This is a genomic window from Candidatus Burkholderia verschuerenii, from assembly GCF_001189365.1.
GTDB classification, from domain to species: Bacteria; Pseudomonadota; Gammaproteobacteria; order Burkholderiales; family Burkholderiaceae; genus Caballeronia; species Caballeronia verschuerenii.
The window spans coordinates 1-25272 of sequence record NZ_LFJJ01000072.1; the positions used below are offsets into that span (position 1 = coordinate 1).

The 25272-nt window shown below is 59.3% G+C and carries 21 protein-coding genes and 1 pseudogene; 12 read left to right on the plus strand and 10 right to left on the minus strand.

Annotation, left to right across the window (positions count from 1 at the left end; all coding sequences use genetic code 11):
- Positions 1-73: 73 nt before the first annotated feature.
- Positions 74-817: a replication protein RepA gene (locus BVER_RS35595; RefSeq protein ID WP_332309105.1), complete on the minus strand. Its 744-nt coding sequence runs from the start codon at positions 815-817 to the stop codon at positions 74-76.
- A gap of 1084 nt (positions 818-1901) precedes the next feature.
- Here BVER_RS35595 and BVER_RS14235 point away from each other — a divergent pair.
- From BVER_RS14235 to BVER_RS14255, 5 genes are all read left to right on the plus strand, one after another.
- Positions 1902-3569: a type I restriction-modification system subunit M gene (locus tag BVER_RS14235; protein WP_050453863.1), complete on the plus strand. Its 1668-nt coding sequence runs from the start codon at positions 1902-1904 to the stop codon at positions 3567-3569.
- Entirely contained in the window at positions 3566-4807 is a 1242-nt protein-coding gene (locus tag BVER_RS14240) for a restriction endonuclease subunit S (protein WP_232316545.1), read from the plus strand. Before BVER_RS14235 ends, BVER_RS14240 begins: the two co-directional genes overlap by 4 nt.
- Positions 4808-4886: 79 nt before the next feature.
- The gene (locus tag BVER_RS14245) at positions 4887-5609 is read left to right on the plus strand and encodes an abortive infection family protein (protein ID WP_050453865.1); all 723 of its coding nucleotides are present in this window, start codon (positions 4887-4889) and stop codon (positions 5607-5609) included.
- On the plus strand, positions 5606-8677 hold the full coding sequence (locus BVER_RS14250; protein ID WP_083452183.1) for a type I restriction endonuclease subunit R: 3072 nt from the start codon (positions 5606-5608) through the stop codon (positions 8675-8677). The genes BVER_RS14245 and BVER_RS14250 overlap by 4 nt, the downstream gene beginning before the upstream one ends.
- 357 nt (positions 8678-9034) lie before the next feature.
- Positions 9035-9442: a VOC family protein gene (locus BVER_RS14255; protein WP_050453866.1), complete on the plus strand. Its 408-nt coding sequence runs from the start codon at positions 9035-9037 to the stop codon at positions 9440-9442.
- 3 nt (positions 9443-9445) lie between these two features.
- On the opposite strand, the gene BVER_RS14260 is transcribed toward BVER_RS14255, so the two are convergent.
- Positions 9446-9910 carry a YaeQ family protein gene (locus BVER_RS14260; RefSeq protein WP_050453867.1) on the minus strand — a complete coding sequence of 155 codons (465 nt, stop codon included), beginning with the start codon at positions 9908-9910 and terminating at the stop codon, positions 9446-9448.
- Between the two features lie 251 nt (positions 9911-10161).
- On the minus strand, positions 10162-10506 hold the full coding sequence (sap1, locus tag BVER_RS14265; RefSeq protein ID WP_050453868.1) for a surface attachment protein Sap1: 345 nt from the start codon (positions 10504-10506) through the stop codon (positions 10162-10164).
- Between the two features lie 368 nt (positions 10507-10874).
- On the opposite strand from sap1, the gene BVER_RS14270 reads away from it, so the two are divergent.
- Entirely contained in the window at positions 10875-11501 is a 627-nt protein-coding gene (locus tag BVER_RS14270; RefSeq protein ID WP_050453869.1) for a LysE family translocator, read from the plus strand.
- Positions 11498-11968 (plus strand): SgcJ/EcaC family oxidoreductase, encoded by a 471-nt coding sequence (locus BVER_RS14275; protein ID WP_050453878.1) that lies wholly within the window; start codon positions 11498-11500, stop codon positions 11966-11968. Before BVER_RS14270 ends, BVER_RS14275 begins: the two co-directional genes overlap by 4 nt.
- A 92-nt stretch (positions 11969-12060) precedes the next feature.
- Here the strand turns inward: BVER_RS14275 and BVER_RS14280 are convergent, their stop codons facing one another.
- Together BVER_RS14280 and mnmE are read right to left on the minus strand one after the other, a co-directional pair.
- Positions 12061-12693 (minus strand): hypothetical protein, encoded by a 633-nt coding sequence (locus BVER_RS14280; RefSeq protein WP_050453870.1) that lies wholly within the window; start codon positions 12691-12693, stop codon positions 12061-12063.
- A 162-nt stretch (positions 12694-12855) separates the two neighbouring features.
- Positions 12856-14241, minus strand: a complete 1386-nt coding sequence (gene mnmE, locus BVER_RS14285) for a tRNA uridine-5-carboxymethylaminomethyl(34) synthesis GTPase MnmE (protein WP_050453879.1) — start codon at positions 14239-14241, stop codon at positions 12856-12858.
- Between the two features lie 222 nt (positions 14242-14463).
- Here mnmE and BVER_RS14290 point away from each other — a divergent pair.
- Positions 14464-14733: pseudogene (locus tag BVER_RS14290) on the plus strand (helix-turn-helix domain-containing protein); the annotation flags it as partial.
- A gap of 70 nt (positions 14734-14803) precedes the next feature.
- On the opposite strand, the gene yidC reads toward BVER_RS14290, so the two are convergent.
- The 4 genes from yidC to rpmH all read right to left on the minus strand — a co-directional run bounded on the left by yidC (position 14804) and on the right by rpmH (position 17557).
- Positions 14804-16474: a membrane protein insertase YidC gene (gene yidC / locus BVER_RS14295; protein ID WP_050453871.1), complete on the minus strand. Its 1671-nt coding sequence runs from the start codon at positions 16472-16474 to the stop codon at positions 14804-14806.
- Between the two features lie 29 nt (positions 16475-16503).
- On the minus strand, positions 16504-16809 hold the full coding sequence (yidD, locus tag BVER_RS14300; RefSeq protein WP_050453872.1) for a membrane protein insertion efficiency factor YidD: 306 nt from the start codon (positions 16807-16809) through the stop codon (positions 16504-16506).
- A gap of 45 nt (positions 16810-16854) precedes the next feature.
- Positions 16855-17346 (minus strand): ribonuclease P protein component, encoded by a 492-nt coding sequence (gene rnpA, locus BVER_RS14305; protein ID WP_083452185.1) that lies wholly within the window; start codon positions 17344-17346, stop codon positions 16855-16857.
- A 76-nt stretch (positions 17347-17422) separates the two neighbouring features.
- Entirely contained in the window at positions 17423-17557 is a 135-nt protein-coding gene (gene rpmH / locus BVER_RS30160; protein WP_006998755.1) for a 50S ribosomal protein L34, read from the minus strand.
- 415 nt (positions 17558-17972) lie between these two features.
- Between rpmH and dnaA the strand changes: the two genes are divergently transcribed.
- From dnaA to BVER_RS14325, 4 genes are all read left to right on the plus strand, one after another.
- On the plus strand, positions 17973-19541 hold the full coding sequence (dnaA, locus tag BVER_RS14310) for a chromosomal replication initiator protein DnaA (RefSeq protein WP_050453873.1): 1569 nt from the start codon (positions 17973-17975) through the stop codon (positions 19539-19541).
- Between the two features lie 286 nt (positions 19542-19827).
- Positions 19828-20931: a DNA polymerase III subunit beta gene (dnaN, locus tag BVER_RS14315; protein ID WP_050453874.1), complete on the plus strand. Its 1104-nt coding sequence runs from the start codon at positions 19828-19830 to the stop codon at positions 20929-20931.
- A gap of 124 nt (positions 20932-21055) precedes the next feature.
- Entirely contained in the window at positions 21056-23539 is a 2484-nt protein-coding gene (gene gyrB / locus BVER_RS14320) for a DNA topoisomerase (ATP-hydrolyzing) subunit B (protein ID WP_050453875.1), read from the plus strand.
- 82 nt (positions 23540-23621) lie between these two features.
- A complete protein-coding gene (locus tag BVER_RS14325) occupies positions 23622-24545 on the plus strand; it encodes a phosphorothioated DNA-binding restriction endonuclease (protein ID WP_369094832.1) in 924 nt (307 codons plus the stop codon).
- On the opposite strand, the gene BVER_RS14330 is transcribed toward BVER_RS14325, so the two are convergent.
- On the minus strand, positions 24520-24855 hold the full coding sequence (locus tag BVER_RS14330) for an AraC family transcriptional regulator (RefSeq protein WP_232316546.1): 336 nt from the start codon (positions 24853-24855) through the stop codon (positions 24520-24522). The two genes, BVER_RS14325 and BVER_RS14330, sit on opposite strands and share 26 nt — an antisense overlap.
- Positions 24856-25272: the final 417 nt, after the last annotated feature.

Sequence of the window (25272 nt, forward strand, 5' to 3'; positions counted from 1 at the left end):
CCGGAGCTTGAGTGCATCTCGAAGGGCAAGGCCCGGCAGCCGTATGAATTCGGCGTCAAAGTAAGTCTTGCGATCACGGAGAAGCAAGGCTTGATCGTCGGCGCGCGAGCCTTTCCGGGCAACCCTTCAAGGCCATCAGGGCACGATTGTCCAACGGGACCCCTTTTTCCATCAGCTCTTGGAAGTAACTCTCCGACAGCAGCATGACGCCAGGCCACAAAGATCGCTGCCTAGCGTCCCGGTTGCCAAGCCAAGCGTCGAATTGCTCGATTGGCTGACCGTTGAACGTGCGTCCTTTGTATCCGAGCTGCAGCCGACATGCCGCCAGTGCATGCATTTGTTTGCGCAGCGTGATGTACCGATTTCCCTGCGAGTCCATTCCAACCAAGCGAAGGAACTCTGCGGCGCTGTCGCCGATTGGAATCTCGCGCGTCTTGTGCCGCTTCGCATAGGTCGATACCCACGCGAGCGCGAGGCGCGGCATCGCTCCATACGGAATGGGCTGGACCACCGGTCCGTTGCCTTCATCGAGGAGCCCAGCCTGCACGTTAAGCCAGACAGAACCGGATTGCCGCACAAACTCCCGTCCTAACACCTTGGCGCGCGGAAGACCGACTTGGCAAAAGACGGCATGCGTGAAGGTCATATCGTCGCCACTGGGTGGTTCTGACTCAATTGATAGGCCGAACTTGATCAGCCGTTCTTCCCGCGATGTCGTCGTTGCGCGAGCCGGAGCTGAATCGACGTGACCGTAAGCAACGGGCTGTTCGCCAGGGCGCTCTTCCAGCGCATCGTGGGCTACCTGGAGGCTCTTCATTCAGCACCTCCAAGGCTATGCTCGAACCCCTGCCTCTTGGCGTCACCCTCGATCCATCCAGAAAGGTACGAAAAAGGGTCGAGATTCTGCGGGCACGGAGTCATCAGGCGACCCGCTTCGCCGGCGTCAAATCCGGCTTGCCATGCCGACGGGTCGATTCGAACCTTTACGTTCATCTCGCACCCCCTACCCACCCGGATGAGGGGGCGGATTGGGGGGCGCTCGTCTGCGCTTGCAGTTTCGCTGCTTGTTGGACCTTCGTCGGTCGGCCTCGTCGGACTGGCCGATTGGAGGGGTTGGACGGGTCATCGGCACATTGCCGATCAATGAACGCCGCAACATCAATCAGGCGGAAAGCGCGCTTCCGGCCGACTTTGAACGACGGGACAGGGTATGTGCCGGCGCTCAGCCGGTTACGGATTGTTTGGGGGGCTTCGCTGGTGATCTCTGCTACCTGTGCGACGGACAGGGCGGGCGGATACAGCGACGATAGATATGCGAGCGAGGTGCCAGCATGACTGGCGGTGGACAGAGGTTTGGAGCGTTGCATGGACGTACGCCTTCTGCAATCGCCCCATCGCCTGCCGTACGGGTCAGGTGGCAAAAGGAAATGTACGTATGTCTCAACGGTATCCCCCGCGCCCGAGGGCATGCATGGCAAACACTAGCTGCGGCGCTGTTTGTTCGGTCCGGTCTTGCAGCTATCCACTATGGGAAGCGTCCGCGTGTGCGCTATGCATCGAACTGTGTACTTACCGCCGATCCGTTGAATGCTCGGGGGCTTTCTTTGCAGGCTTGTATCGCTCGACAGGAGCCTGCCCTCCTGTTATGCGGCCTCAGCGAGGCGAGCAACGCCCCGCCACGGCACTGCCCGGAACATCGACCGGGGTTGTTTCCGGTTCGGATGGCGCTGCGGTTGCAGCCCGGGGAAAAGCTGGCCAAGTGGAGGCGGGAAAAGCGTTGAATCTGCCGAAGTATATGTTGAGATACCGATATAATTCAACGATTCTGGGAGAAGTCCGTCTGCCGCCAGGCTGGCTGCGTCGGCTGTCTACCATCACGAGCAAAGTCAAGAGTTGCACATATGGCCAACAACAACGAAGTCGCTTACACGGACACGCTTTGGAAATCGGCTGACGCCTTGCGCGGTCAAGTTGACGCCGCCGAGTACAAGCATGTCGTACTTGGCCTCCTGTTCCTGAAGTACATCTCCGATTCTTTTGAGGCTCGGCGCGAAGAACTCAAGGCTGAGTTGACGGCCGATGGAATCACCGGTGAACAACAGGAAACGTTGCTTGAGAGTCATGATGAATACACTGCCGAGCGCGTGTTCTGGGTACCCCCAGAGGCTCGCTGGGCTAGCCTTCAGAGCCAAGCCGCACGTCCTGACATCGCAACGCTCATCGATGATGCAATTCTCGTTATTGAGCGCGATAACCCGAATCTGAAGAACAAACTTCCGCGCGACTATGCCCGCCGCGGGATTGAGCCAATCAAGCTCAAGGGGTTGATCGAGCTTATCGCGGACATAGGGTTTAAGGGGGATCGCGCCAAGGCGCGTGATACCCTCGGCCGGGTCTATGAGTACTTTCTGGGCAAGTTTGCCCAGGCTGAGGGCAAGCTGGGGGGGGGGGAATTTTTTACACCGCGCAGCGTCGTGCGCGTACTTGTGGAAATGATCGAACCCTATGAGGGGCGGGTTTACGACCTGTGCTGTGGCTCGGGCGGCATGTTTGTGCAATCCGAAAGCTTCGTCGAAGCACATGGCGGCAACAAAACCGCTCTTTCCATTTTCGGTCAAGAGTCGAATCCGACCACTTGGCGGTTGGCCCACATGAACTTAGCCATTCGTTCAATTGAGGCCAATCTCGGTCCCCAGCCCGCCGACACCTTTTTGCGTGATCTTCATCCGGACCTGAAGGCTGACTACATCCTTTCTAATCCGCCTTTTAACGTATCTGACTGGTCCGCCAAGCTTCTGCAAGACGACGTGCGCTGGCGCTATGGAGTGCCTCCCGCCGGCAATGCCAACTATACGTGGATTCAGCATTTTATCCACCATATCGCACCCCCAAATGGTCATGGAGGCGGGGTGGCGGGGTTCGTAATGGCGAATGGATCGCTTTCGAGTAATGCTGGCGGAGAGGGTGAAATCCGTCAACGCATTATCGAGGCTGATCTCGTGGACTGTATCGTTGCCCTACCAGCGCAGCTGTTTTTTACCACGGGCATTCCCGTGTGTTTGTGGTTTGTGACACGAGACAAAACTGGTCGCAATTTGCAGTACGGAGGCCGCGATCGGAAAGGTGAAACGCTATTTATCGACGCTCGCAAGCTCGGCGCTTTGCAGACCCGGACGCTGCGAGTACTAAGTGGCTGTGAAGATGGGGAAACCATGCAGCCCGAGGGGCGCGGCGACCCGAAGTTCGACACGGATATCGGGCGAATTGTCTATGCATTCCGTCAATGGCGCGGCGAGCCGAAGCCAGATTGGTGGAACGATGAGGCCCATGGCGCATGGGCCTATCGCGATGTCCCTGGCTTTTGTAGTGTCGCCAACATCGAGCAAATCAAAAAGCACGGATTCGTACTTACGCCTGGAAGGTATGTCGGGGCTGAGGAGCAGGAGTTCGATGGTGAACCGTTCGAGGAAAAGTACGCGCGGTTGTTGAAGGAATTAGACGAGTGTTTTGCCGAAAGCGAGCGTTTGACCGCAGCGGTTCGTAGACAGCTCGGGAAAGTAAGGGTATGAGCGGTTTTTCTAAAGAGATAGTGCGATTCGAGACTCTAGCTGCCGACAGTCGCAATGCACTCGTAGGCGGTCCGTTCGGATCGAATCTTGTTTCAAACGACTACGTTGATAGCGGTGTGCCTGTTATTCGTGGGCAAAACATGGGGCATGGTCGATGGGTCGATGGAAATTTCGCATTTGTGTCGGATGAGAAAGCTGAGTCTCTTCGGGCCAATTGGGCTCGTCCTGGCGACATCGTTTTCACCCAACGAGGTACGCTTGGCCAAGTAGCGATTGTGCCGGCTGGCCCGTGGGACCGCTATGTTGTCTCGCAGAGTCAGATGAAAGCGACGATCGATCCTAAAAAGGCCGATCCTCTCTTCATATACTACTTTTTTAGTAACCCTGTTGAGCAACAGTACATCCTTGCGAACGCGATTCAGACCGGTGTTCCGCATTCAAACCTGACTCAGCTGCGAGCGCACCCCATTTCCGTTCCGCCGCTTGAGGCGCAACGTGAAATCGCTGCCGTTCTTGGTGGGCTTGACGATAAGATTGAGCAAAATCAGTGCACGGCTTTGACGCTGGAGCAACTGTCCAGTTCTATTTTTCGCGCCTGGTTCGTGGATTTTGAACCGATCAAGGCGAAGGTGGCTGGGGCAACTTCGTTTCCATCAATGCCGCAAGCAGTTTTCGATTCGCTACCAGATCGTTTTGTCGATTCGGACATCGGGCCTGTGCCGGCTAGTTGGGACGTGAAGGCAATTGGCGACGTCGTCACTGTCAAAGGAGGGGCGACGCCCAGTACGAAGAACATGGAGTATTGGGAGGGCGGCAGTCATTGGTGGGCGACCCCAAAGGATATGTCACGCCTCCGACATCCGGTGCTGCTTAGTACTGAAAGACGCATAACGGAGGCTGGGGTTCGATGTATTAGCTCGGGTCTACTTCCGGCGCGTTCGGTGTTGATGTCTTCTCGGGCTCCGGTTGGTTACCTGGCGATTGCTGGCGTCCCTACCGCGATAAATCAAGGCTTCATTGCGATGATTTGCGACGGCCCGTTGCCATCCACCTATGTCTTGCAGTGGGCGAATGCTTCAATGGACGCGATCCATGCTCGAGCCAGCGGTACGACGTTTCCGGAAATTAGCAAAAAAAACTTCCGGCCACTACCCGTCGTTGTTCCGCCGCCAAATGTAATGGCAGCGTTTCAGGATGTCGTCGATCCGCTCTTTGAATCGATGGTGGCCGCAGTCTAAGAAAGCGAATCTCTCACATCAATGCGAGATTTTTTACTGCCGCGTTTGCTGGGCGGAGACATACAAGTTGAGGCTGCAAATGGCTGAATCTTCCGCGGTTCAGGTCCGTTTTCAGATGGTCGGAGCTCGTGCGGCCATTGCCGATGGTCCGTTTGCTGAGTCGATTGAACAGCAGATACACGCGATCGAGAACGCGTTAGAAAGCGTGCCTGATTTTGCGTTCGATCTATCAAAGACACTTGTTGAATCCGTCTGCAAGACCTTTCTGGCAGACATCGGCCAACCCGCAGATCCCAACTGGGATGCGCCGAGGCTTTTGCGCGAGACAACAAATCGACTCTCCCTTCTTCCGCGCAATCATCCTGATCCGCAGAAGGCACGCGATTCGGTTGAAAAGACCATTCGTGGGTTGTTACAGACGATCCAGGGACTTTGTGAACTCCGGAACAACTACGGAATGGCGTCGCACGGGCGGGACAACTTCACTGCTCGACTGGACCTACGACAAGCCACACTCGCTGCACAGGCTGCCGACACAATCGTCTCATTTCTATACCGCATTCATCGAGACGCACTGATTCAGGTGCCCGGTGCAAGCGTGTATTACGAGGATCACGCTGACTTCAACGATGCCTTTGATCGTGCTTATGAAGTTATCAAATTCGGTGAGCTGGAGCTTCTGCCGAGTCGTGTGCTATTTCACGCTGACCGCGAAGCATACAAGAATGCGTTGAATGAATTCCTTGAACGAGAAGGAATGAATGGTGGGGATGACGCCAATGCAAATGGGGCATTGGAATGACTTTGACCTCTCCAACTGAGCGACTTGTTGAAGATGTTGCGACTGCCTACTTTGGGGCGCTTGGTTTTGCGACAAAGAGTGGCGCGGACGTCGATAACGCGGGCGAGCGCGGCGATACATCACAATGCATCCTCCAAGGGCGGGTCAGTGCCGCACTTCACCGACTGAATCCGACGCTCCCACACGATGCGTGCGAACAGGTTGTCCGAACGCTGTCTCGACACCCGCATTCGACACTGATCGAGAATAACCGCTGGTTCCATACGCTACTTACCGATGGTGTGGAGGTCGAGTATCGCGACAGCACAAGTGGCGAGACTCGTGGAGGACGGGCACGTCTGCTGGATTTCGAAGACCCCCGCAAGAATGATCTGCTGGTGGTGCGTCAACTCACGGTTGTAGCACCGTCAGGAAAGGTCATTCGTCCTGATCTGACTGTGTTCCTGAATGGCTTGCCGGTCGCTGTGATTGAACTCAAGGATCCGACAGATCCCAGCGCAGATTTGAACGGTGCGATCGATCAGCTTGGGCGCTACATGCAGAGCACCCCCGATTTGTTTGTGCCGAATCTGTTGGTAGTTGCCTCTGACGGCCTATTGACACGTGTGGGTTCGATTACTAGCGGCCCGAGTCGATTTATGCCTTGGCGCCCGGCTCAAGGTGGGCGGCCGACGTTGGAGGCCCTTATTCGAGGGTTGTTTGAACCTTCGCAGCTGTTGTACTACCTGCAGGCCTGTGTAACTTACGAAGATGATGAGCGCGGAGGGATAGCGAAGAAAATCGCCGGCTATCATCAGTTCCGCGCAGTTCGCAAGGCATCAGAGAGTGTACTGGCAAACCTGAAGCCTCCCCGCGGCGTAGGTGATGGTCGCGGTGGCGTAGTCTGGCACACGCAAGGTTCAGGCAAATCGTTGACTATGTTGATGTTGGCCGGTTCCTTAATTCGCGAACCGGTGATGGCAAACCCGACCATCGTTGTGGTCACAGATCGCAACGATCTAGACGATCAGCTTTTCAGCACCTTTGCTGCTGGCCGGGCTTTGCTCCGACAAGCTCCGGTCCAGGCGGAAAGCCGCAGTCATCTGAAGACGCTGCTTGATCGTGCTTCCGGCGGAGTGGTGTTTGCGACAGTTCAAAAGTTCACGGAAGCTCACGGCACAATTTCAGACCGAGCAAACGTGGTGGTGATAGCCGATGAGGCGCACCGCAGCCAATATGGCTTTGTCGAGGGCGGTGCTCGCTGGATGCGCGAAGCCCTTCCAAATGCAACCTTTGTTGGCTTTACAGGAACCCCGCTGGAGCGGGGTGACAAAAACACGATCCACGTCTTCGGTGAATACGCCGACGTGTACGACATCCGTCAGGCGGTGGAAGACGGGGCGACTAAGCCGCTGTACTACGAATCTCGCATCATTAAGCTGACGGTAGATGATGCCGGAGCGGCAGTTGCGGAAGCGGAGCTGGAGGCGGCTACTAAAGCGGATGCCGCAGGAGAAGAGGTAGCCAATCAGATCCGCATCCCACTAGAAGCGCTGGTTGGAGCACCGGAGCGACTTGAGCGGATGGCCGCATTCATCGTGGAACATTGGGAAAAGCGCCGTGCTGCGATGGAAGGCAAGGCGATGATTGTCACCATGGGCCGGGATATTGCCGCGCGTCTCTATGACGCGATAAAAGTTCTGAGACCGGAATGGCACGATTCCGACGACGAGCGCGGTGTGATGAAGGTCGTAGTATCCGGCGAGAATGGTGAACCGGAGCCGCTCGGCCGCCATATTCGAAGTAAGGCTGCCCGCAAGCGGTTGGCGGATCGGTTCAAAAATCCGGTCGATGAGTTTCGGCTGGTGATCGTGTGCGACATGTGGTTGACAGGGTTTGACTGCCCTCCAGCGCACACGATGTATTTGGATAAACCGTTGGCCGGTCACAACTTGATGCAGGCCATCGCTCGCGTTAACCGTGTGTATGGTGATAAGCCCGGTGGTCTGATCGTCGACATGCTTGGCCTCGCAGACCAGTTGGCCGATGCGTTGGCTATATACACCCAAGCGGGTGGTACCGGAGAGGCTGTTCAGCAGGTTCAGGATGAGGCTGTGCCCGCTATGCTGGCGGCGTTCGAAAAGTTGCGTGATTTTTTCTACGGTTGCGATTACGGCACCGCGCTCAATGTCGACCCGCACATAGCGCTGCAAGTGTACCTGGCAGCGGTTGATCATGTTTTTGCTCAATCGGATGGCTGGCAGCGTTTACGTGTCCTGGTAAAGGAATTATCGAAAGCATTCGCGTTGGCCGTGCCGCGCGCCGAAACGGAAGTGGTAGCACGACACCTGGCATTTTTCCAGAATGTTGCGGCAATCATCCGAAAGCGGTTGGCGGATGAATCGAGCGGTTCAGGAAGATCGCATCAGCGCGATGTCGACGTGGCGGTCCGACAGGTCATCGGTGCCGCCGTCGACGCAGATCAGGTCATCGATTTATTCGCGGCGGCAAGTCTCGACACAGCACGCCTCGACATTTTGAGCGACGAGTTCTTACAGCGGGTCGCGGCGCTAGAGCAAAAGAATCTGGCGTTGGAGACGTTGCGCAAGCTACTGACCGATCAGATTCGTGTTACTGAGCGAACCAACATCGTCCAAAGCAAGAAATTTCGTGAAGCGCTCGAAGACGCCATGTTGCGATATACCAACAAGGCAATAACGACGGCCGAAATGATCTCGCGTCTCTTGGACTTGGCAAGGTTTATTCGCGAAGCTCGGCACCATGGTGAAGAGCTTGGTATGACCTCTGAGGAGGCCGCTTTCTACGATGCTTTGGCGGAGAATGGGTCGGCCAAAGAGGTTATGAAGAGCGATACGCTCAGGCTAATGGCTCGAGAACTAACCGAGATGGTAAAGCGGATGCCGAAGCTAGATTGGACGCAACGCGAATCGGTGCGGGCTGGGTTGAGGAGAAGCGTGCGCCGGTTGCTCGCCAAGTATGGATATCCGCCCGATCTTTCGGAAGATGCGACGCAACTCGTAATACGCCAGGCTGAGTCGTCCGCAGCCGAGATAGATGAAGAAGGCTGAGTGGCCGGAGCGGATCGGATTCCTTGCTCCAATTCTGCTCCACTAGGCCGACAATTTTTTCGGTAGGATACGAAATCCCGGTGTGTACTCGAACCTACCGAAATTCGCTGTCGGCGCAAAGGTGTCGCTAAGCCTTTGATCTAAAAGGCTCTTTATGGCTTTGATAAAAGTCGTTAAGGAACAATGCCTTCGGGGATTGGGGCGAAGAGGTCGAAACCTCATTCGCAATGCGAAGGTCGGGAGTTCGATCCTCCTTCTCTCCACCACGAAATTTGAAGGGCTTGGCATCACGCCAAGCCCTTTTTCATTCCCGCGCCAGCGCTAAACTGCATCACCCCCAAGCCGCGCGAGAACGTCATGCCCTTCCAAATCCACCACCTCGACCACATCGTCATCCGCTGCGCCGACCTCGACCGCATGGTGGCGTTCTACCGCGACGCGCTTAACTGCGCAGTGGAAAAAGAACAGCGCGACATCGGCCTGATCCAGATGCGCGCGGGACGATCGCTGATCGATCTACTCGCCGCAGGCGCGAAAATCGACCGCCCGGAAAGCGGCAAACCCGGCGCCGGCCGCAACATGGACCACCTGTGCCTGCGCGTTGAACCATTCGATCCCGACGCCCTGCGCGCGCACTTCGCCGAACACGACGCACGCATCGGCGAAGAGGCGCGGCGTTACGGCGCCGAAGGCTTCGGCCCGTCGCTCTATCTGTTCGATCCCGAAGGCAACATGATCGAGCTCAAAGGTCCGCCCGAGGCGTAAGCGTCACGCCTTGAGCACGGTCCAGCGGATCTCGACCGGATCGACCGTCTCGCTGCCGAGCGATGCCTCGCCATCCTGCATCATCAATTGCAGACGCTCGACCTTGCCCTTCACGCCCTGCCACCAGATATCGGCCGTCTTCCCGGCATACGCGATCACGATGACGCGATCCGACCGCCCGCTGGCCTTAGCCATGCGCCGTTCGTCAGGCTGACCGAGTTCGATCCACGTCTCGATCTGTCCGGTCAGGTCTTTCTGCCAGAGATCCGGCTCGTCGGTGTCCGACAAACCCTTGCAGAATTCGAGCCGTTCTTCCGCGAACAGGGCGAAGGCGGCGACGCGCACCATCATCCGTTCGTCGGTTTCGGAGGGATGGCGCGCGATCGTCAGCGCGTGATCGCCGTAGTAATGGCGGTCCATGTCGGCGATCTGGAGATCGGCCTTGTAGATGGTGGATTTGAGAGCCATGCAGCATCGCAACCGGCGCGAAGGCCGGCGATTGATTGAGGAAGTCGAGGTCGATTCGGCGAAGTCGGGACGCGCCGGGGAACCGCAAGAGCGCTATTGTGCGTCGAATCGGGAGGGAATGGAAAGCTCGCCGCACGCGGACGTGCGACGCCGTTTATTCGCCGCTTAAATAATTCGAGGCGAAATTAATGCGCCGGCAGCAATCATGAATCGCGCCAGCGCGAATAAATCCGATTTAAAAGCTTTATCGCTTATTGCTTGATGAAGCGATCCGCAGTCCACATTCCCTGCTTATCGCTACTCGAAGCATTGACGAATTCCACGTCATGTCCCACGACGCGAATCACCCTGAAACGCGATTCGACCGGCGTCGAAACGCACTCGTAGCCTTCAAAAAAGCGCTGCATCTTTTGATGCTCGCCCGCTTGCGCATGCTGGTCGGCCGAATCGAACTTGTCCTTCGACAAACAGCCGTACGAGTTGGGCCGGAAGTTGAACGCCTGCTGCGGCTGGACGACGCTGTCCTGAGCCTGCGCCGCGGATACTGCCGCAAACAAACCCATCGTGGCAACGAAAGCAATCGCGCATTTCTTCATGTAACTAGCCTCCGAACGAATCCGTTTCGAAATTAGTTATGTGTTTAAAAGCAGGGCGCCGCATAAACCATGCTAGATGAGCGCGCGAATCTTGCAAGCATATGATGTATGCGTTCGCAACACGGCAGAATGCCTGCCGCAGTCTTATATTGCGGCGCATTAAATCGCCTAATCAAATAAAAATCTCCCAATTCCGCCTTTCAGTGAAATGAAAGTACGCGAATGACGCTAAAAGACGTTGCGCGCCATTTTTGTGCGCCGCGCGATCGCCGCGTGCGCGCGAGCCAACAAAGGCCTATGCCGTTCGGCCTATTGCAACGCGACGCGGTTCGTGGATAAATCGATGCACCTTTCTCGGGAGACTTCGCATGACCCTCGCTCAATGGCTGCCGTTCGCAATCGCGTCCGCGATTCTCGTCGCGATTCCAGGGCCGACCGTGTTGCTCGTCGTGTCGTACGCGCTCGGGCACGGCCGCAAGTACGCGTTCGCCACGACGCTCGGCGTCGCGCTGGGCGATCTCACCGCGATGACCGCATCGATGCTCGGTTTGGGCGTGGTGCTCGCGGCATCGGCGGAACTGTTCATGGTGGTGAAGTGGATCGGCGCGGCGTATCTGATCTATCTCGGCATCAAGCTGTGGCGCGCGCCGGTCATCGACACGGACGCGGTCAAGCCGAGCGGCGACCTGCACACCGGGCGCATCATCGCGCACGCCTACGCGGTCACGACGCTCAATCCCAAGAGCATCATTTTCTTCGTCGCGTTCCTGCCGCAATTCGTCGATCCGCACACGGCGAGCGTGTCGCAGATCGCGATGTTCGAGGCCACGTTCGTCGGGCTCGCGGCAGCGAATGCGCTGGCCTATGCGCTGCTGGCGTCGGGCGCGCGGCGCGCCATCCGCAAGCCGACCGTGCAGCGCGCGGTCAATCGGACCGGCGGCGCGCTGTTGATGGGCGCGGGCGTGTTCGCGGCGGCGTGGAAGAAGGCGACGTGAACCAGCTCGACGGCTGGAACGCGAGCGGGCGGCGCGTCTATCTCGGTTTGCTGCACGACTGGAACCGTCAGGATGCCGCGGCGGCGATGGCCGCGCGCTTCGCCGAGCGCGGCAGTCTCGTCGGCTTCGACGGCAGCGCGATCGACGGTCGCGCGTGCATCGAGGCGCATCTGCGGCCGATCTTCGCCGCGCATCCGACGCCGCTGTTCGTCGGCCGAGTGCGCGAAGTGCGTCGGATGGCGGGCGGGCAAACGCTGCTGCTGCGCGCCATCGCCGGGATGTGGCCGCGCGATGCCACCGAGCTTAATCCGGCGCTGAACGCGGTTCAGACGATGGTGCTTTCGCTCAACGATGGCGCGTATCGGATCGAGATGTTTCAGAACACGCCGGCGGCGTTTCACGGACGCCCGGAGGAAAGCGAGCGGCTGAGCGCGGAGTTGCGCGAACTCGGCCGGCCGGAGCGATAAGCGACGACGCGAGCACATCATCCGGGCCGACTTCACGTGCCACTTAGTAATGCGCGCACAGCGACGAGGACACGTGGCGCAAATGTACGTCATCAGGTCCGGTCGCCTGGGTTGTCCGATCGTTTTCGTATTCTTGCAATTGCTGTCCGTCGCGACGTTGATCTGTTTCTGAGCGGGGCACCGGGTGAAAGTTGGGTGGACGATAAAGGGTGCGGGCCTTTATTCTCTTTCTCCGACTCTCGCGCAAGCCGATCGATCGCGTTTGGCACGAATCGTTCGGCGTAGCCCGCAACAAACGCCCATATCACGCCCTTTGCTGCATCGGAAAACTTTTCTGGCTGAGTTTTGGCCATTAGATCCTGCCACCCGGAATATGCACAGTTGGTTCCAGTGAACTTGGGGAAAAGGCTGCCAGAAAGAATTCCTGAATAGAAGAGCATCCAGAGCAATAACGCAAACATGCCGCCTACAAACGGAGAAAGGAAGATTTGAAGGTCTGCAGTTTTACGCAGCGTGCTTTCTTTTTCGATCGCCGATTCCGGAATCTCGGACAAGCGTCGGTAATTTGCAAGGACTGCTCCTAATGCGCCGCTTACAAAAAGCATCCCAGGTAGACCGGCGCTATAATTGTCCTTGGCGGTTGTCACCAACGACACACCGAAAATCGCGATCCAGATCAAGGCAATTATGGCGAGAAGCGTAAATCGTCTCTTCCAAATGTCCATTGAAGTTCCTCGGATGAATACGAAATTAGTAGTGCTGATTTATTAATGATAGTTGTGAGGACGAGTCCTGAACGTTATTCAGCGCACATATGCTTGGCACGTCGGACTACGGTTCAATTTCGCCAATGCCTTGCCTGCAATCTTGAACAACGTCGACGCAAGTTATTTGCCGATACAAAACCGGCTGAAAATCACGCCCAGCAAGTCATCCGACGTGAACTCGCCGGTAATCGAATTCAGCGCGTCCTGCGCCAGCCGCAACTCTTCCGCGAACAGATCGAGCACTTGCGATTGCTGATCGGCGTGTCCGGCGGCAAGCGCCAGATGCTCGCGCGCCTCGCGCAGCGCGATCAAATGCCGTTCGCGCGCGAGATATACGTTTTCCGCGCCCGCCTGCCAGCCGGCGATTTTCAGCAGCACGTCGCGTAGAAGCGCGATGCCGTCGCCGGTTTTGGCGGACAGATTCACCGTGCGCGTGCCGTCGTTCTCGCGCAGCGCGGCGGGTGCATCGGCCAGATCGGTTTTGTTCAGCACGCGCACGACCGGCACGTCGGCGGGAAAGCGCGCCGCGATCACGTCGTCGTCCGCGCGCATGCCATCGCGCGCGTCGAGCAGATGCAGCACGACATCCGCGCGATCGATCTCGCCCCACGTCCTTTCGATGCCGATACGCTCGACTTCATCCTCCGTCTCGCGCAGCCCGGCGGTGTCGATGATATGCAGCGGAATGCCTTCGACCTGAATCGTCTGCGCGACCTTATCGCGCGTCGTGCCCGCGATCGGTGTCACGATGGCGAGTTCCGCGCCCGCCAGCGCGTTGAGCAGCGACGACTTGCCGACGTTCGGCTGTCCCGCCAGCACCACCGACAAACCCTCGCGCAGCAACGCGCCCTGACGCGCATCGGCGAGCACGGTATCGAGCCGCTGCCGGATGCGGGCGAGCTTGCCGCGCGCGTCGGCGGCTTCGAGGAAGTCGATTTCCTCCTCGGGAAAGTCGAGCGTCGCCTCCACCAGCATCCGCAGATTGATCACGTCCTCGACCAGCGCGTGGATTTCGCGCGAAAACGCGCCATCGAGCGATCGGCCGGCGGAGCGCGCGGCGGCTTCCGTACTCGCTTCGATCAGATCGGCGACGGCTTCGGCCTGCGCGAGATCGAGCTTGTCGTTGAGAAACGCGCGACGCGTGAATTCGCCTGGCTCGGCTAGACGCAAGCCAAACGCGCGACCGACCTCGATGGCTCGCGTGAGCACAAGTTGCAACACAATCGGTCCGCCGTGGCCCTGCAATTCGAGCACATGTTCGCCCGTATAGGAGTGCGGCGCGGGAAAGTACAGCGCGATGCCGCGATCCAGCGCTTCGCCGTCCGCATCCACGAACGGAACGTAGCTCGCGTGGCGTGGCGACAGCGTCTGACCGCAGAGCGCCTGCATCGCCAGTTGGGCGGCGGTTTCCCCCGCACGCCCGAAGGACAGCCGCACCACGCCGATTCCGCCGCGACCCGGCGCAGTGGCGATTGCGACGATCGGATCGGTGTCGTTGCTCAACATGATGGCGGTGCGGAGGAGGTTGTTCGGCGTGGCGGCCATTGTATCGCTGGGCGGGTTGCTGCCCGGCCGAATCATCGGCTTCGGAGGATTCTTATGAATATCTTTTTTGAGATAATATTATCGAGCGAAACGTTCGATGTGACCGGACATTGCTTCATCGTCGGAACGCTTGATGCACAAGGGATGAGGCGCGCAAATTAGCTGCTTGTAGGCAGTCAATTTTACAAATGGCTCACGGGCCGCTCGATTCCGACCATCGACAAGCTGGAAACGCTGGCCGAATGGTTCAAGGTCGATCTTCACTGGCTGCACTACGGACCGCCGCCGAGCGGCATGCCGCAGACCACGCCCAAGCCGCTCGCGCCCGACGAAACCTATCCCGCGTCGGAGGAGACGATCGAACTCGCATCGAAGATCGAGGCGTTGTCGCCGCATCATCGATATCTGGTCGAGGAACTGATTGCCCAATTCTACGGGGCGGCCAAGCGGTAATCGCCTGCCCACCAAAGCAAAACGCCCGGCCTAAGCCGGGCGTTTCCACATGCATCGGAGGAAAAAGCGCTTACGCCGCCTTCTTCTTTCCCTTGCCCATCATGCGCGTAATGTAATACTGCTGCGCGATCGACAGCACGTTGTTCACCACGTAGTACAGCACCAGACCCGCCGGGAAGAAGAAGAACATGACCGAGAAGGCGATCGGCATGAACATCATCATCTTGGCCTGAACGGGGTCCGGCGGCGTCGGGTTCAGCTTTGTCTGAAGGAACATCGACACGGCCATCAGAACCGGCAGAATGTAGTACGGGTCGGCCTGCGACAGATCGTGAATCCAGCCGATCCACGGCGCGCCGCGCATTTCCACCGACGACAGCAGCACCCAGTACAGCGAGATGAACACCGGAATCTGGATTACGACCGGCAGACAGCCGCCGAACGGATTCACCTTCTCGGTCTTGTACAGCTCCATCAGCTGCGCGTTCATCTTCTGCGGATCCCTCTTGAAGCGCTCGCGAATCTGCTGCATGCGCGGCGTGATTTCCTTCATGCGCGCCATCGACTTGTAGCTCGCCGCCGACAGCGGGAAGAACACCGCCTTGATCAGCAGCGTCAGCAGCACGATCGCCCAGCCCCAGTTGCCGACGTAGCTGTGGATCTTTTCCAGCAGCCAGAACAGCGGCTTGGCGATGATCGTCACCATGCCGTAGTCCTTCACCAGCTCCAGACCCGGCGCGATGTCTTCCAGCATGCGCTCTTCTTCCGGACCCGCGAACAGACGCGCATCGACATCGGCGGACTGGCCCGGCGCGATGGTCGGCACGACCTGCGTCAGACCGACGCGATACAACGCCGGATCGATCTTCTGAACGTAGATATCGCGCTTCACGCCCTGCGCCGGAATCCACGCCGACGCGAAGTAGTGCTGCACCATCGCGATCCAGCCGTTGTCGGCGGAAGGCTCGAAGGTCGCCTTGTTCTTGTCGATGTCGGAGAAGTCGATCTTCTGGAAGTGCTTCGCGTCCGTGTAGACAGCCGGTCCGATGAACGTGTGCGAGAAGCGCGGCGTTTCCACCGGCGTGCTGTCGCGAACGATTTCCATGTAGACCTTCGGCGACACCGGCGCGCTGCCGACGTTCTCGATTTTCGTATCGACGTTGATCACGTAGCTGCCGCGCGTGAACGTGTAGGTCTTGACGACCTTCACGCCACCCTTCTCCGGCGATTCGAACGCGAGCTTCAGCGTCTTCGCATCCGGCGACAGCGAGGTCGCGCCCGGCACCGGCGTGAAGACGTCGTTGTGATTCGGGAAGTCGCCGCCGAGCAGGCCGGTGCGCGCGAGATACGTATGGTTCGCGGTGTGATCGAACAGCGTGACGTACAGGTTCGGCTGCTTGCCGTCGCCTTCCTTCACGAGCGACAGCTTCGAGAGTGTACCGCCGCGCGTGTCGATTTCACCGGAATAGACGTCCGTCGTGAACTTGACGAGTTGGGCCTGTGCCGTTGCGGGCGGTGTGGTCGTGCCGGGCGCGGCGGTGCCGGCGGGCGCGTTGGGCAACTCGGAAGGTTGCGTGCCGGCCGGGGCCGAACCCGGCGCCGGGTTGCTGGCCGTCTTGGCCTGCTGCGTCGCGCTCGGGAAGAACATCGACGGGCGCCCGTGGTCGCGTTGCCAGTTGTCGAACAGCATGACAACTGACACGAAGAAGATGACCCATAGGACGGTGCGTTTGATATCCATGCGTTGTCTCAGTGTCGATCGGATAGCGCTTACGCGCCGTGTGGTTTTGAAAGCTTGTCTTGCCCGGATTGGTCTGCTTCCGGGTGCGTGTCGGACGCGCCGTAAGGTCCGGCGTGTCCGTCAGGAGGCGGTACGAGATCGATGCCGCCCGCCGACAGCGGATGGCAGCGGCACAGCCGCTTCGCGGCGAGATACGTGCCACGCGCGGCGCCATGATACTGGATTGCTTCGCGGGCGTAGTCGGAACAGGAGGGATAAAAGCGGCAGCGGTTGCCGAGCAGAGGGCTCACGGCAACCTTGTAGAAGCGCAACAACGCGATGAGTGCCGTTTGCATAAGCTTCGCGCCGCGCGTCCGGTCGGGCCGGACGCATCCTGCGCTTCATGACTCCGCAGAACCCGCGGAGCCGGAGGTGTCGTCGACGGCGGGCGCACTGGGCGTGGGCGGCGGCGCCACGGATTCGGCCTTGCGGCGCGCGGCTTCGCGCACGGCACGGTCGAACAATGCTTCTATTCCGCCGCTCATCAACTCGCGAAGCGGCGGCGAACTCGCGCTCGGCATCGCCTTGCGATCGATCTTCGCGTGCAAGCGCACGAGAATGTCGTATCCGCTCAGTTGCTCGCGACGCAGCCGGAAGGCATCGCGCGCGAGCCGCTTGATCAGATTGCGCGTGACCGCGCGCGGCGCCTGCTTCTTGCCGATCACCAGCCCGAGCCGCGCATCGTGTCCCGTGGGCTTGCCGTAGAGAACGAAGTGCGGCGAGCGTCGCCAGGGGCGCAAACGAAAAACGGATGAGAACTCATCCGTTTTCAGCAGCCTTGCGGCCTTGGGGAACGCGGCCTGCGCCGGCAACTGAACGATGTCCTGTTTCAAGACTTCTGTGCGGCGCGCGAGCGTCTCGTCGATGTTACCGTCACGAGCAGCCCGCAAGCGAACCGGCGCGACAGACTTAAACTGCCAGTCGCTTACGGCCCTTCGCGCGGCGAGCGTTGATGACCTTGCGTCCGCCAGCGGTCTTCATGCGAACGCGGAAGCCGTGGGTGCGCTTACGGCGCGTAACGGAAGGTTGGTAAGTACGTTTCATGGTGCTCTCACTTGAGTGTTGATTGACCGCGCGGACTAGGCTCGAGTGGGGTCACTGCAAGCGGGTTGGCCGGAGGCCAGGAATTCTGTTTTTTCGGAATCCACTATTTAAACCGTTTTCCTATTGACCGTCAATAGGTTAGCCACGCGATACTGCCGCCGACGCAGCTTTCGGGCCAGAAAAATGCGCTGATATGTCCGTGGATAACTCGCGCGCGGCCCGCGTTTGGCGTTAGAATCTCGCCTTACTCCCAAATATCCGCCCCTTGCTTCGGCCCGCAATCCGCCCGCAAACCCTTGCGGCGTAAGCCTCCGGAGCTGGAATGCTTGGCTGCGTCGATTAGCCGGTGACTACCGGCGAAGATCGTCGACGCGGCCGGCAGGTGCGCGGAGCAACCAAAAAACGACCGCTTTCGATGAACGATTTCTGGGAACACTGTTCGGCACTGCTGGAGCGTGAACTGACGCCGCAGCAGTACGTTACGTGGATCAAGCCGCTGACCCCGGTCGACTTCGATGCCGATGCGAACACGCTTCGCATCGCCGCTCCCAATCGCTTCAAGCTCGACTGGGTGAAAAGCCAGTTTTCCGGACGCATCGCCGATGTCGCGCAGGATTTCTTCAGCGCGCCCATCGACGTCCAGTTCGTCCTCGATCCCAAGGCGACCGCGCGAAACGCGATCGGCAGCGGCCCGAATGCCGCGCCGCGTCCGAGCGCGCCCGCTCCGGCGCCGCGCGCACCCGCGCCCGCCGCTGCCGTGCCGCAAGCGCCGACGGTCGTCGCGCATGCGAACGCCACCGCGCATATCAACGCGCTGGCGGCGGAAGCCACGCAGCAATCGCAGGACGATCAGGCCGATCTCGATCTGCCGAGTCTCGACGCCAACGAAGCGGCCGCGGGCCGCCGCACGTGGCGTCCGGGCGGCGCGCCTTCCGCCGGCGGTGAAACCGATTCCGCGTACGAGCGATCGAAACTCAACCCCGTGCTGACGTTCGACAACTTCGTCACCGGTAAGGCGAACCAGCTCGCGCGCGCGGCGGCCATTCAGGTCGCGGACAATCCCGGCATCTCGTACAACCCGCTGTTCCTGTACGGCGGCGTCGGTCTGGGCAAGACGCACTTGATCCACGCGATCGGCAATCAGCTGCTGATGGACAAGGCGGGCGCGCGCATCCGCTACATCCACGCGGAACAGTACGTGTCGGACGTGGTGAAGGCGTATCAGCGCAAGGCGTTCGACGACTTCAAGCGTTACTACCATTCGCTCGATCTGCTGCTGATCGACGATATTCAATTCTTCTCCGGCAAGAACCGCACGCAGGAAGAATTCTTCTACGCGTTCGAGGCGCTGGTCGCCAACAAGGCGCAGGTGATCATCACCAGCGACACGTATCCGAAGGAAATCTCCGGCATCGACGATCGCCTGATCTCGCGCTTCGATTCCGGGCTGACGGTCGCCATCGAGCCGCCCGAGCTCGAAATGCGCGTCGCCATTTTGATGCGCAAGGCGCTGTCCGAAGGCGTGAGCCTGTCGGAAGACGTCGCGTTCTTCGTCGCCAAGCATCTGCGTTCGAACGTGCGCGAACTCGAAGGCGCGCTGCGCAAGATCCTCGCGTATTCGAAGTTTCATGGCCGCGACATCACCATCGAGCTGACCAAGGAAGCGCTCAAAGACCTGCTGACGGTGCAGAACCGCCAGATCTCCGTCGAAAATATCCAGAAGACGGTCGCCGACTTTTACAACATCAAAGTCGCTGACATGTATTCGAAAAAACGGCCCGCTAACATTGCGCGCCCGCGCCAGATCGCGATGTATCTGGCCAAGGAGCTGACGCAGAAGAGCCTGCCCGAGATCGGCGAACTGTTCGGCGGACGCGATCACACCACGGTGCTGCACGCGGTGCGCAAGATCGCGGCCGAGCGCGGCAACGACGCGCAACTGAACCACGAACTGCACGTTCTCGAGCAGACCCTGAAGGGCTGAGCCGCGCCGGTCGGCGCAGGCAGAACGGACGCGTCGATTATTGCGTGCCCGGGCCTGTTTATTGGTAAAAACGCCCCCATTTTTTCGGGAACCGTGGCGTTTTGAGGCACAATATAGGTTTTAGCCGCCCAAGGCCTGGGCGGATGGCGCCAAGCTTTCGCGAGTGACCGGCGTGGGGCCGGCAACGCGAGTTACGAGGTTGTCCGGCTGGTGGTGGCAAACCCGGGTGGCAGAAGCAGCGGTGGCGAAACCGGCGGACAGGCCGTCATATCAACGAAGGAACTCTATGCAACTGGTCAAGACCGAACGAGATAATCTTCTAAGGCCGCTGCAAACCGTAAGCGGTATCGTAGAACGCCGCCATACGTTGCCGATCCTCGCCAATTTGCTCATCACCAAGAACGGCGCGGACGTGTCGTTCCTCTCGACGGACCTCGAACTCCAGATCACCACCCGCGCCGATTTCGGCGTCGGCAGCGACCAGATCGCCACCACGGTCGCCGCGCGCAAGCTGCTGGACATCCTGCGCGCCATGCCGTCGGGCGACGTCGCGCTCGATCTGTCCGACAAGCGTCTCACCGTGCGTTCGGGCAAGAGCCGCTTCGCACTCCAGACGCTGGCCGCGGACGAGTTTCCCACCGTCAATCAGGCTACTGACTTCGGCGCGAGCCTGTCGGTTCCCCAGAAGACCTTCCGCCAGCTGCTCGGCATGGTCTATTTCGCGATGGCGCAGCAGGACATCCGTTATTACCTGAACGGCATGCTGCTCGTCGTCGACGGCGATCAACTGATGGCGGTCGCAACCGACGGCCACCGTCTCGCGTTCTCGTCGATGAAAATCGAAGGGTCGTTCGCGCGTCAGGAAGTGATCATTCCGCGCAAGACCATTCTCGCACTTCAGCGCCTGCTCGAAGACATCGACGACACGCTGAAGATCGACATCGCCGCGACGCAGGTCAAGTTCACCTTCGGTCAGGTCGAACTGGTGTCGAAGCTGGTCGAAGGCAAGTTCCCCGACTTCCAGCGCGTCATCCCGAAGTCGCACAAGAACAGCTTTGAAATCGGCCGTGAAGAGTTGCAGCGTTCGCTGCAACGCGCGGCCATCCTGACGTCGGACAAGTTCAAGGGCGTGCGCTGCCTGGTCGAACCGGGCCAGCTGAAGATCATGTCCACCAACGCCGATCAGGAAGAGGCGCAAGAAGAACTGGAAATCGCGTATCAGGGCGACTCCGTCGATATCGGATTCAACGTCACGTATCTGCTCGACGTGCTGGCGAATCTGAAGGTCGACACGCTCACGGTCAGCCTCGGCGACGCCAATTCCAGCGCACTCATCACGATTCCCGAGAACGAGGAATTCAAGTACGTGGTGATGCCGATGCGCATCTGACGCGCATCACACCATGAACACTCCAAGGGGCGGCGCGCCCCTTTGACGTTTTTAATGGCGTTTCGAAAAGCTCGAGCATTCACGCAGTAGTTTCGAAGCAGTGACGCAGAACCGGAAAAATTCCATGACTGAAAACACAAATTCGCAACCCGACAACAAGCCGGACAACAGCTATGGCGCATCGTCCATCCAGATCCTCGAAGGGCTGGAAGCGGTACGCAAGCGGCCAGGCATGTATATCGGCGATACGTCGGATGGCACCGGTTTGCATCACCTCGTGTTCGAAGTGCTGGACAACTCCATCGACGAGGCGCTCGCCGGTTATTGCGACGACATTCACGTCGTCATCCACGCCGACAACTCCATCTCCGTGACCGACAATGGCCGGGGCGTGCCCACGGGCCTTAAGCGCGACGACAAGCACGATCCGAAGCGCAGCGCGGCGGAAATCGTCATGACCGAACTACACGCGGGCGGCAAGTTCGACCAGAACAGCTACAAGGTGTCGGGCGGTCTGCACGGCGTGGGCGTGTCGTGCGTGAACGCGCTGTCCGAATGGCTGCGCCTCACGGTGCGCCGCGACGGCAAGAAGCACTTCATGGAGTTCGCGCGCGGCGTCGTGCAGAACCGTGAAATCGTCGAGGAAGACGGCGTGCAGTATTCGCCGATGCCGATCGTCGGCGATACGGAAAATCGCGGCACCGAAGTGCACTTCATAGCCGACGTGACGATCTTCGGCAATATCGAATTCCACTACGACATTCTCGCCAAGCGCATGCGCGAGCTTTCGTTCCTGAACAACGGCGTGCGGATTCGCTTGACCGATCAGCGCACCGGCAAGGAAGACGATTTCGCGTTCGCGGGCGGCGTGAAGGGCTTCGTCGAGTACATCAACAAGGCGAAGCAGGTGCTGCATCCGAACGTGTTCCACGCGGTCGGCGAGCGCGAGAACGTGACCGTCGAAGTGGCGATGCAGTGGAACGACAGCTTCAACGAAAGCGTGCTCTGCTTCACCAACAACATTCCGCAGCGCGACGGCGGCACGCACTTGACTGGCCTGCGCGCCGCGATGACGCGCGTGATCAACAAGTACATCACGGACAACGACATCGCGAAGAAGGCGAAGGTCGAGACGACCGGCGACGATATGCGCGAGGGTTTGTTGTGCGTGCTGTCGGTGAAGGTGCCGGAGCCGAAGTTCAGCTCGCAGACGAAGGACAAGCTGGTGTCGTCGGAAGTGCGCGCGCCGGTGGAAGAAGTCGTCGCGAAGGCGCTGGAAGATTATCTGCAGGAAACGCCGAACGACGCGAAGATCATCACGAGCAAGATCGTCGATGCCGCGCGTGCGCGTGACGCCGCGCGCAAGGCGCGTGAGATGACGCGCCGCAAGGGCGTGCTCGACGGCATCGGCTTGCCGGGCAAACTCGCGGACTGCCAGGAGAAGGATCCGGCGAAGTCGGAAATTTATATCGTCGAGGGCGACTCGGCAGGCGGTTCGGCCAAGCAGGGCCGCGATCGTAAATTCCAGGCTATCTTGCCGTTGCGCGGCAAGGTGCTGAACGTCGAGAAGGCGCGTTTCGACAAGCTGCTGTCGTCGGAACAGATCGTCACGCTGGTGACGGCGCTGGGCTGCGGCATCGGCAAGGACGATTACAACCTCGACAAGCTGCGTTATCACCGCATCATCATCATGACCGACGCGGACGTGGACGGCGCGCACATCCGCACGCTGCTGCTGACGTTCTTCTATCGGCAGATGCCGGAGATCGTCGAGCGCGGCTATATCTATATCGCACAGCCGCCGCTGTACAAGATCAAGTCGGGCAAGGACGAGCGGTATATGAAGGATGCGCACGAGCTGAATCAACACATGTTGCGTCTCGCGCTGCAAGGTTCTGAGCTGATTCCGAGCGAAGGCGCAACTGCCATTTCCGGCGATGCGCTCGGCGAACTCGCGCGCGCGTATCTGCTGGCGCAGGCGGTGGTCGATCGTCTGAGCCGCATTTACGATGCGACGTCGCTCGAAGCGGTGATGGACGGCATCGTGATCGATCTGTCGTCGGAAGAAGCGGCGGTGGAATCGGCGAAGCGTCTGGAAGACCGGCTGCGCGCCGATCCGCTGAAGCCGGAAGTGTCGGTCGTGCCCGCATACGATCAGGTGCGCGAACTGCGTTCGCTGCATATCAAGCGTCGTCATCATGGCAACGTGAAGGTGTCCGTGTTCGACGAAGACCTTCAGTTGACGGCGGACTACAAGCAGCTCGTATCGACGGCGGATACGTTCAAGGGCTTGATCGGACCGGGCGCGCTGATCAAGCGCGGTGAGCGTTCGATGGCGGTGTTCGACTTCAAGAACGCGATGAAGTGGCTGATCGCGGATGCCGAGCGCAATGTGTCGAAGCAGCGCTATAAGGGCTTGGGCGAGATGAATCCCGAGCAGCTTTGGGAAACGACGATGGATCCGAACGTGCGTCGCCTGCTGCGCGTGCAGATCGAGGATGCGATCGCTGCGGATGGCATTTTCACCACGCTGATGGGCGACGATGTAGAGCCGCGTCGGGCGTTTATCGAGAGCAATGCGCTGCGGGCGGGGAATATTGATGTTTGAGGGTTGAAAGCCTTCGCTCCATTGAAACCCGTGTTCGCGTCGAGCGACACGGGTTTTTTAATGCCGATTATTTCTTCGAACGATAGCACCATCCGATCTTCCCGAGATTCTCAAACGATTCGCCGACTTGAACATTTGGCGAAGTAATGGCGAACGCGCGCCGCATAAACTGCTGCTAGTGTTGCTGGCGCTCGGTTTGTTTTCGCGCGGCATAAAGGATGTTTCGTTTCGTGAGCACGAAGGCAAACTGAACGAACTCTTGCGAGAGTTCGCGCCTCAACGCCGCACGCTCTATCCGGTGATGCCGTTCGTCCGGTTGAAGAATGACGATGTATGGATCGTGACAACCGAATCGACCGTCGATCCGATCATTCGCCGTAATGAGGTGAAGAAAACCGAACTGCGGGAGTTGAATGCAACGGGACAGTTCTCTGTCGACGTTCAAGAGCTTTTCCAGCGCGACCCGAATGCGATAGATGCCATTGCTCGCTTGCTACTCAACGCGCATTTCCCCGAAAGCATCCACAGCGACATTCTCGATGCAGTCGGCCTTGCTCTGAACGACGACTCGGGTTTCATGCGTGCCGCCGACGCGCAGTCAAAACGCCGCCGACGCGATCCCGAGTTTCGCAACGCCGTGCTAGTCGCGTACCAATATCGCTGCGCTCTTTGTGACCTCGACGTGCGCATCGGCAGCCTGACGATCGGTCTCGAAGCCGCGCACATCAAATGGCATCAGGCGAGCGGTCCGGACGTGGTGGAGAACGGCATCGCGCTGTGCTGTCTGCATCACAAGCTGTTCGATATCGGTGCTTTCACGCTGGGCGACGATCGTCGCGTACTGGTGTCGGAGCAGGCGCATGGAAGTCAGCGCTTCGAAGAAATCCTGCTCAGGCATCACGGCGGGCAAGTGAACGCGCCCGTTCGGAAGGAACATCACCCTGCGGCGCCATTTGTCGAATGGCATCGCGCGCAGGTGTTCAAGGGTGAGGCGCGACCGATCTAACCGGCAACCAAATCTCCGTCACCAACTCCCCCGGCGCCGTATCCCGCGGATTATTCAAATAAACCTCGAAAACCGGCGCATCGCCCGTCTCGCGCCCAGAGGCCGGCAACCACTCCCCATACAACCACTGATACGCGAAACAAAGCTGCGCATACGGTCCCACATGCGTCAGCACCGCGAACTCGCCGCCTTCGATTTCAAACCGCGACACCGGCGCTTCGAACTGAACCGCGTCCGGTTCGAACAGTTCGGCGCACGCCATCGACCGCAGTTCGTCTTCGGCAACCGCCGATGGATCGTCGAAATACACGCCCGCCATTCGCGCGCGGATCGATCAGTCCGCGCATTCCGAGCCAGTGGTACAGCATCTCGAATGCGCGCGAGATATTCATGTACGAGCCCTTGTGCTCGACCGCCGCGACCGTGAAGCCGCGCTGAGTCCGAATGTCGACCTGATGCATCGCCTTATCTCCTGTCCGAACGTCGTCCGTGGATACGTACATCGATGAGCCGCCTTCGTGCCGAAACTGCGCCGGCGGCATCCGGTAACTCGCCTGAAACGCGCGCGAAAACGCCTGCACGCTGCCGTAGCCCGCACGCTCGAGTTGTGTGCGTCAAGTTGTGCAGAAATCGGATGCCGGTGGTTTCAGTTGATCCTTCTGTGCGACGTGCGGCGCGAAGGGCGTAGCCCGCAGCGCCGAACGCCGCGCGGCCGCTATGCAGCAGC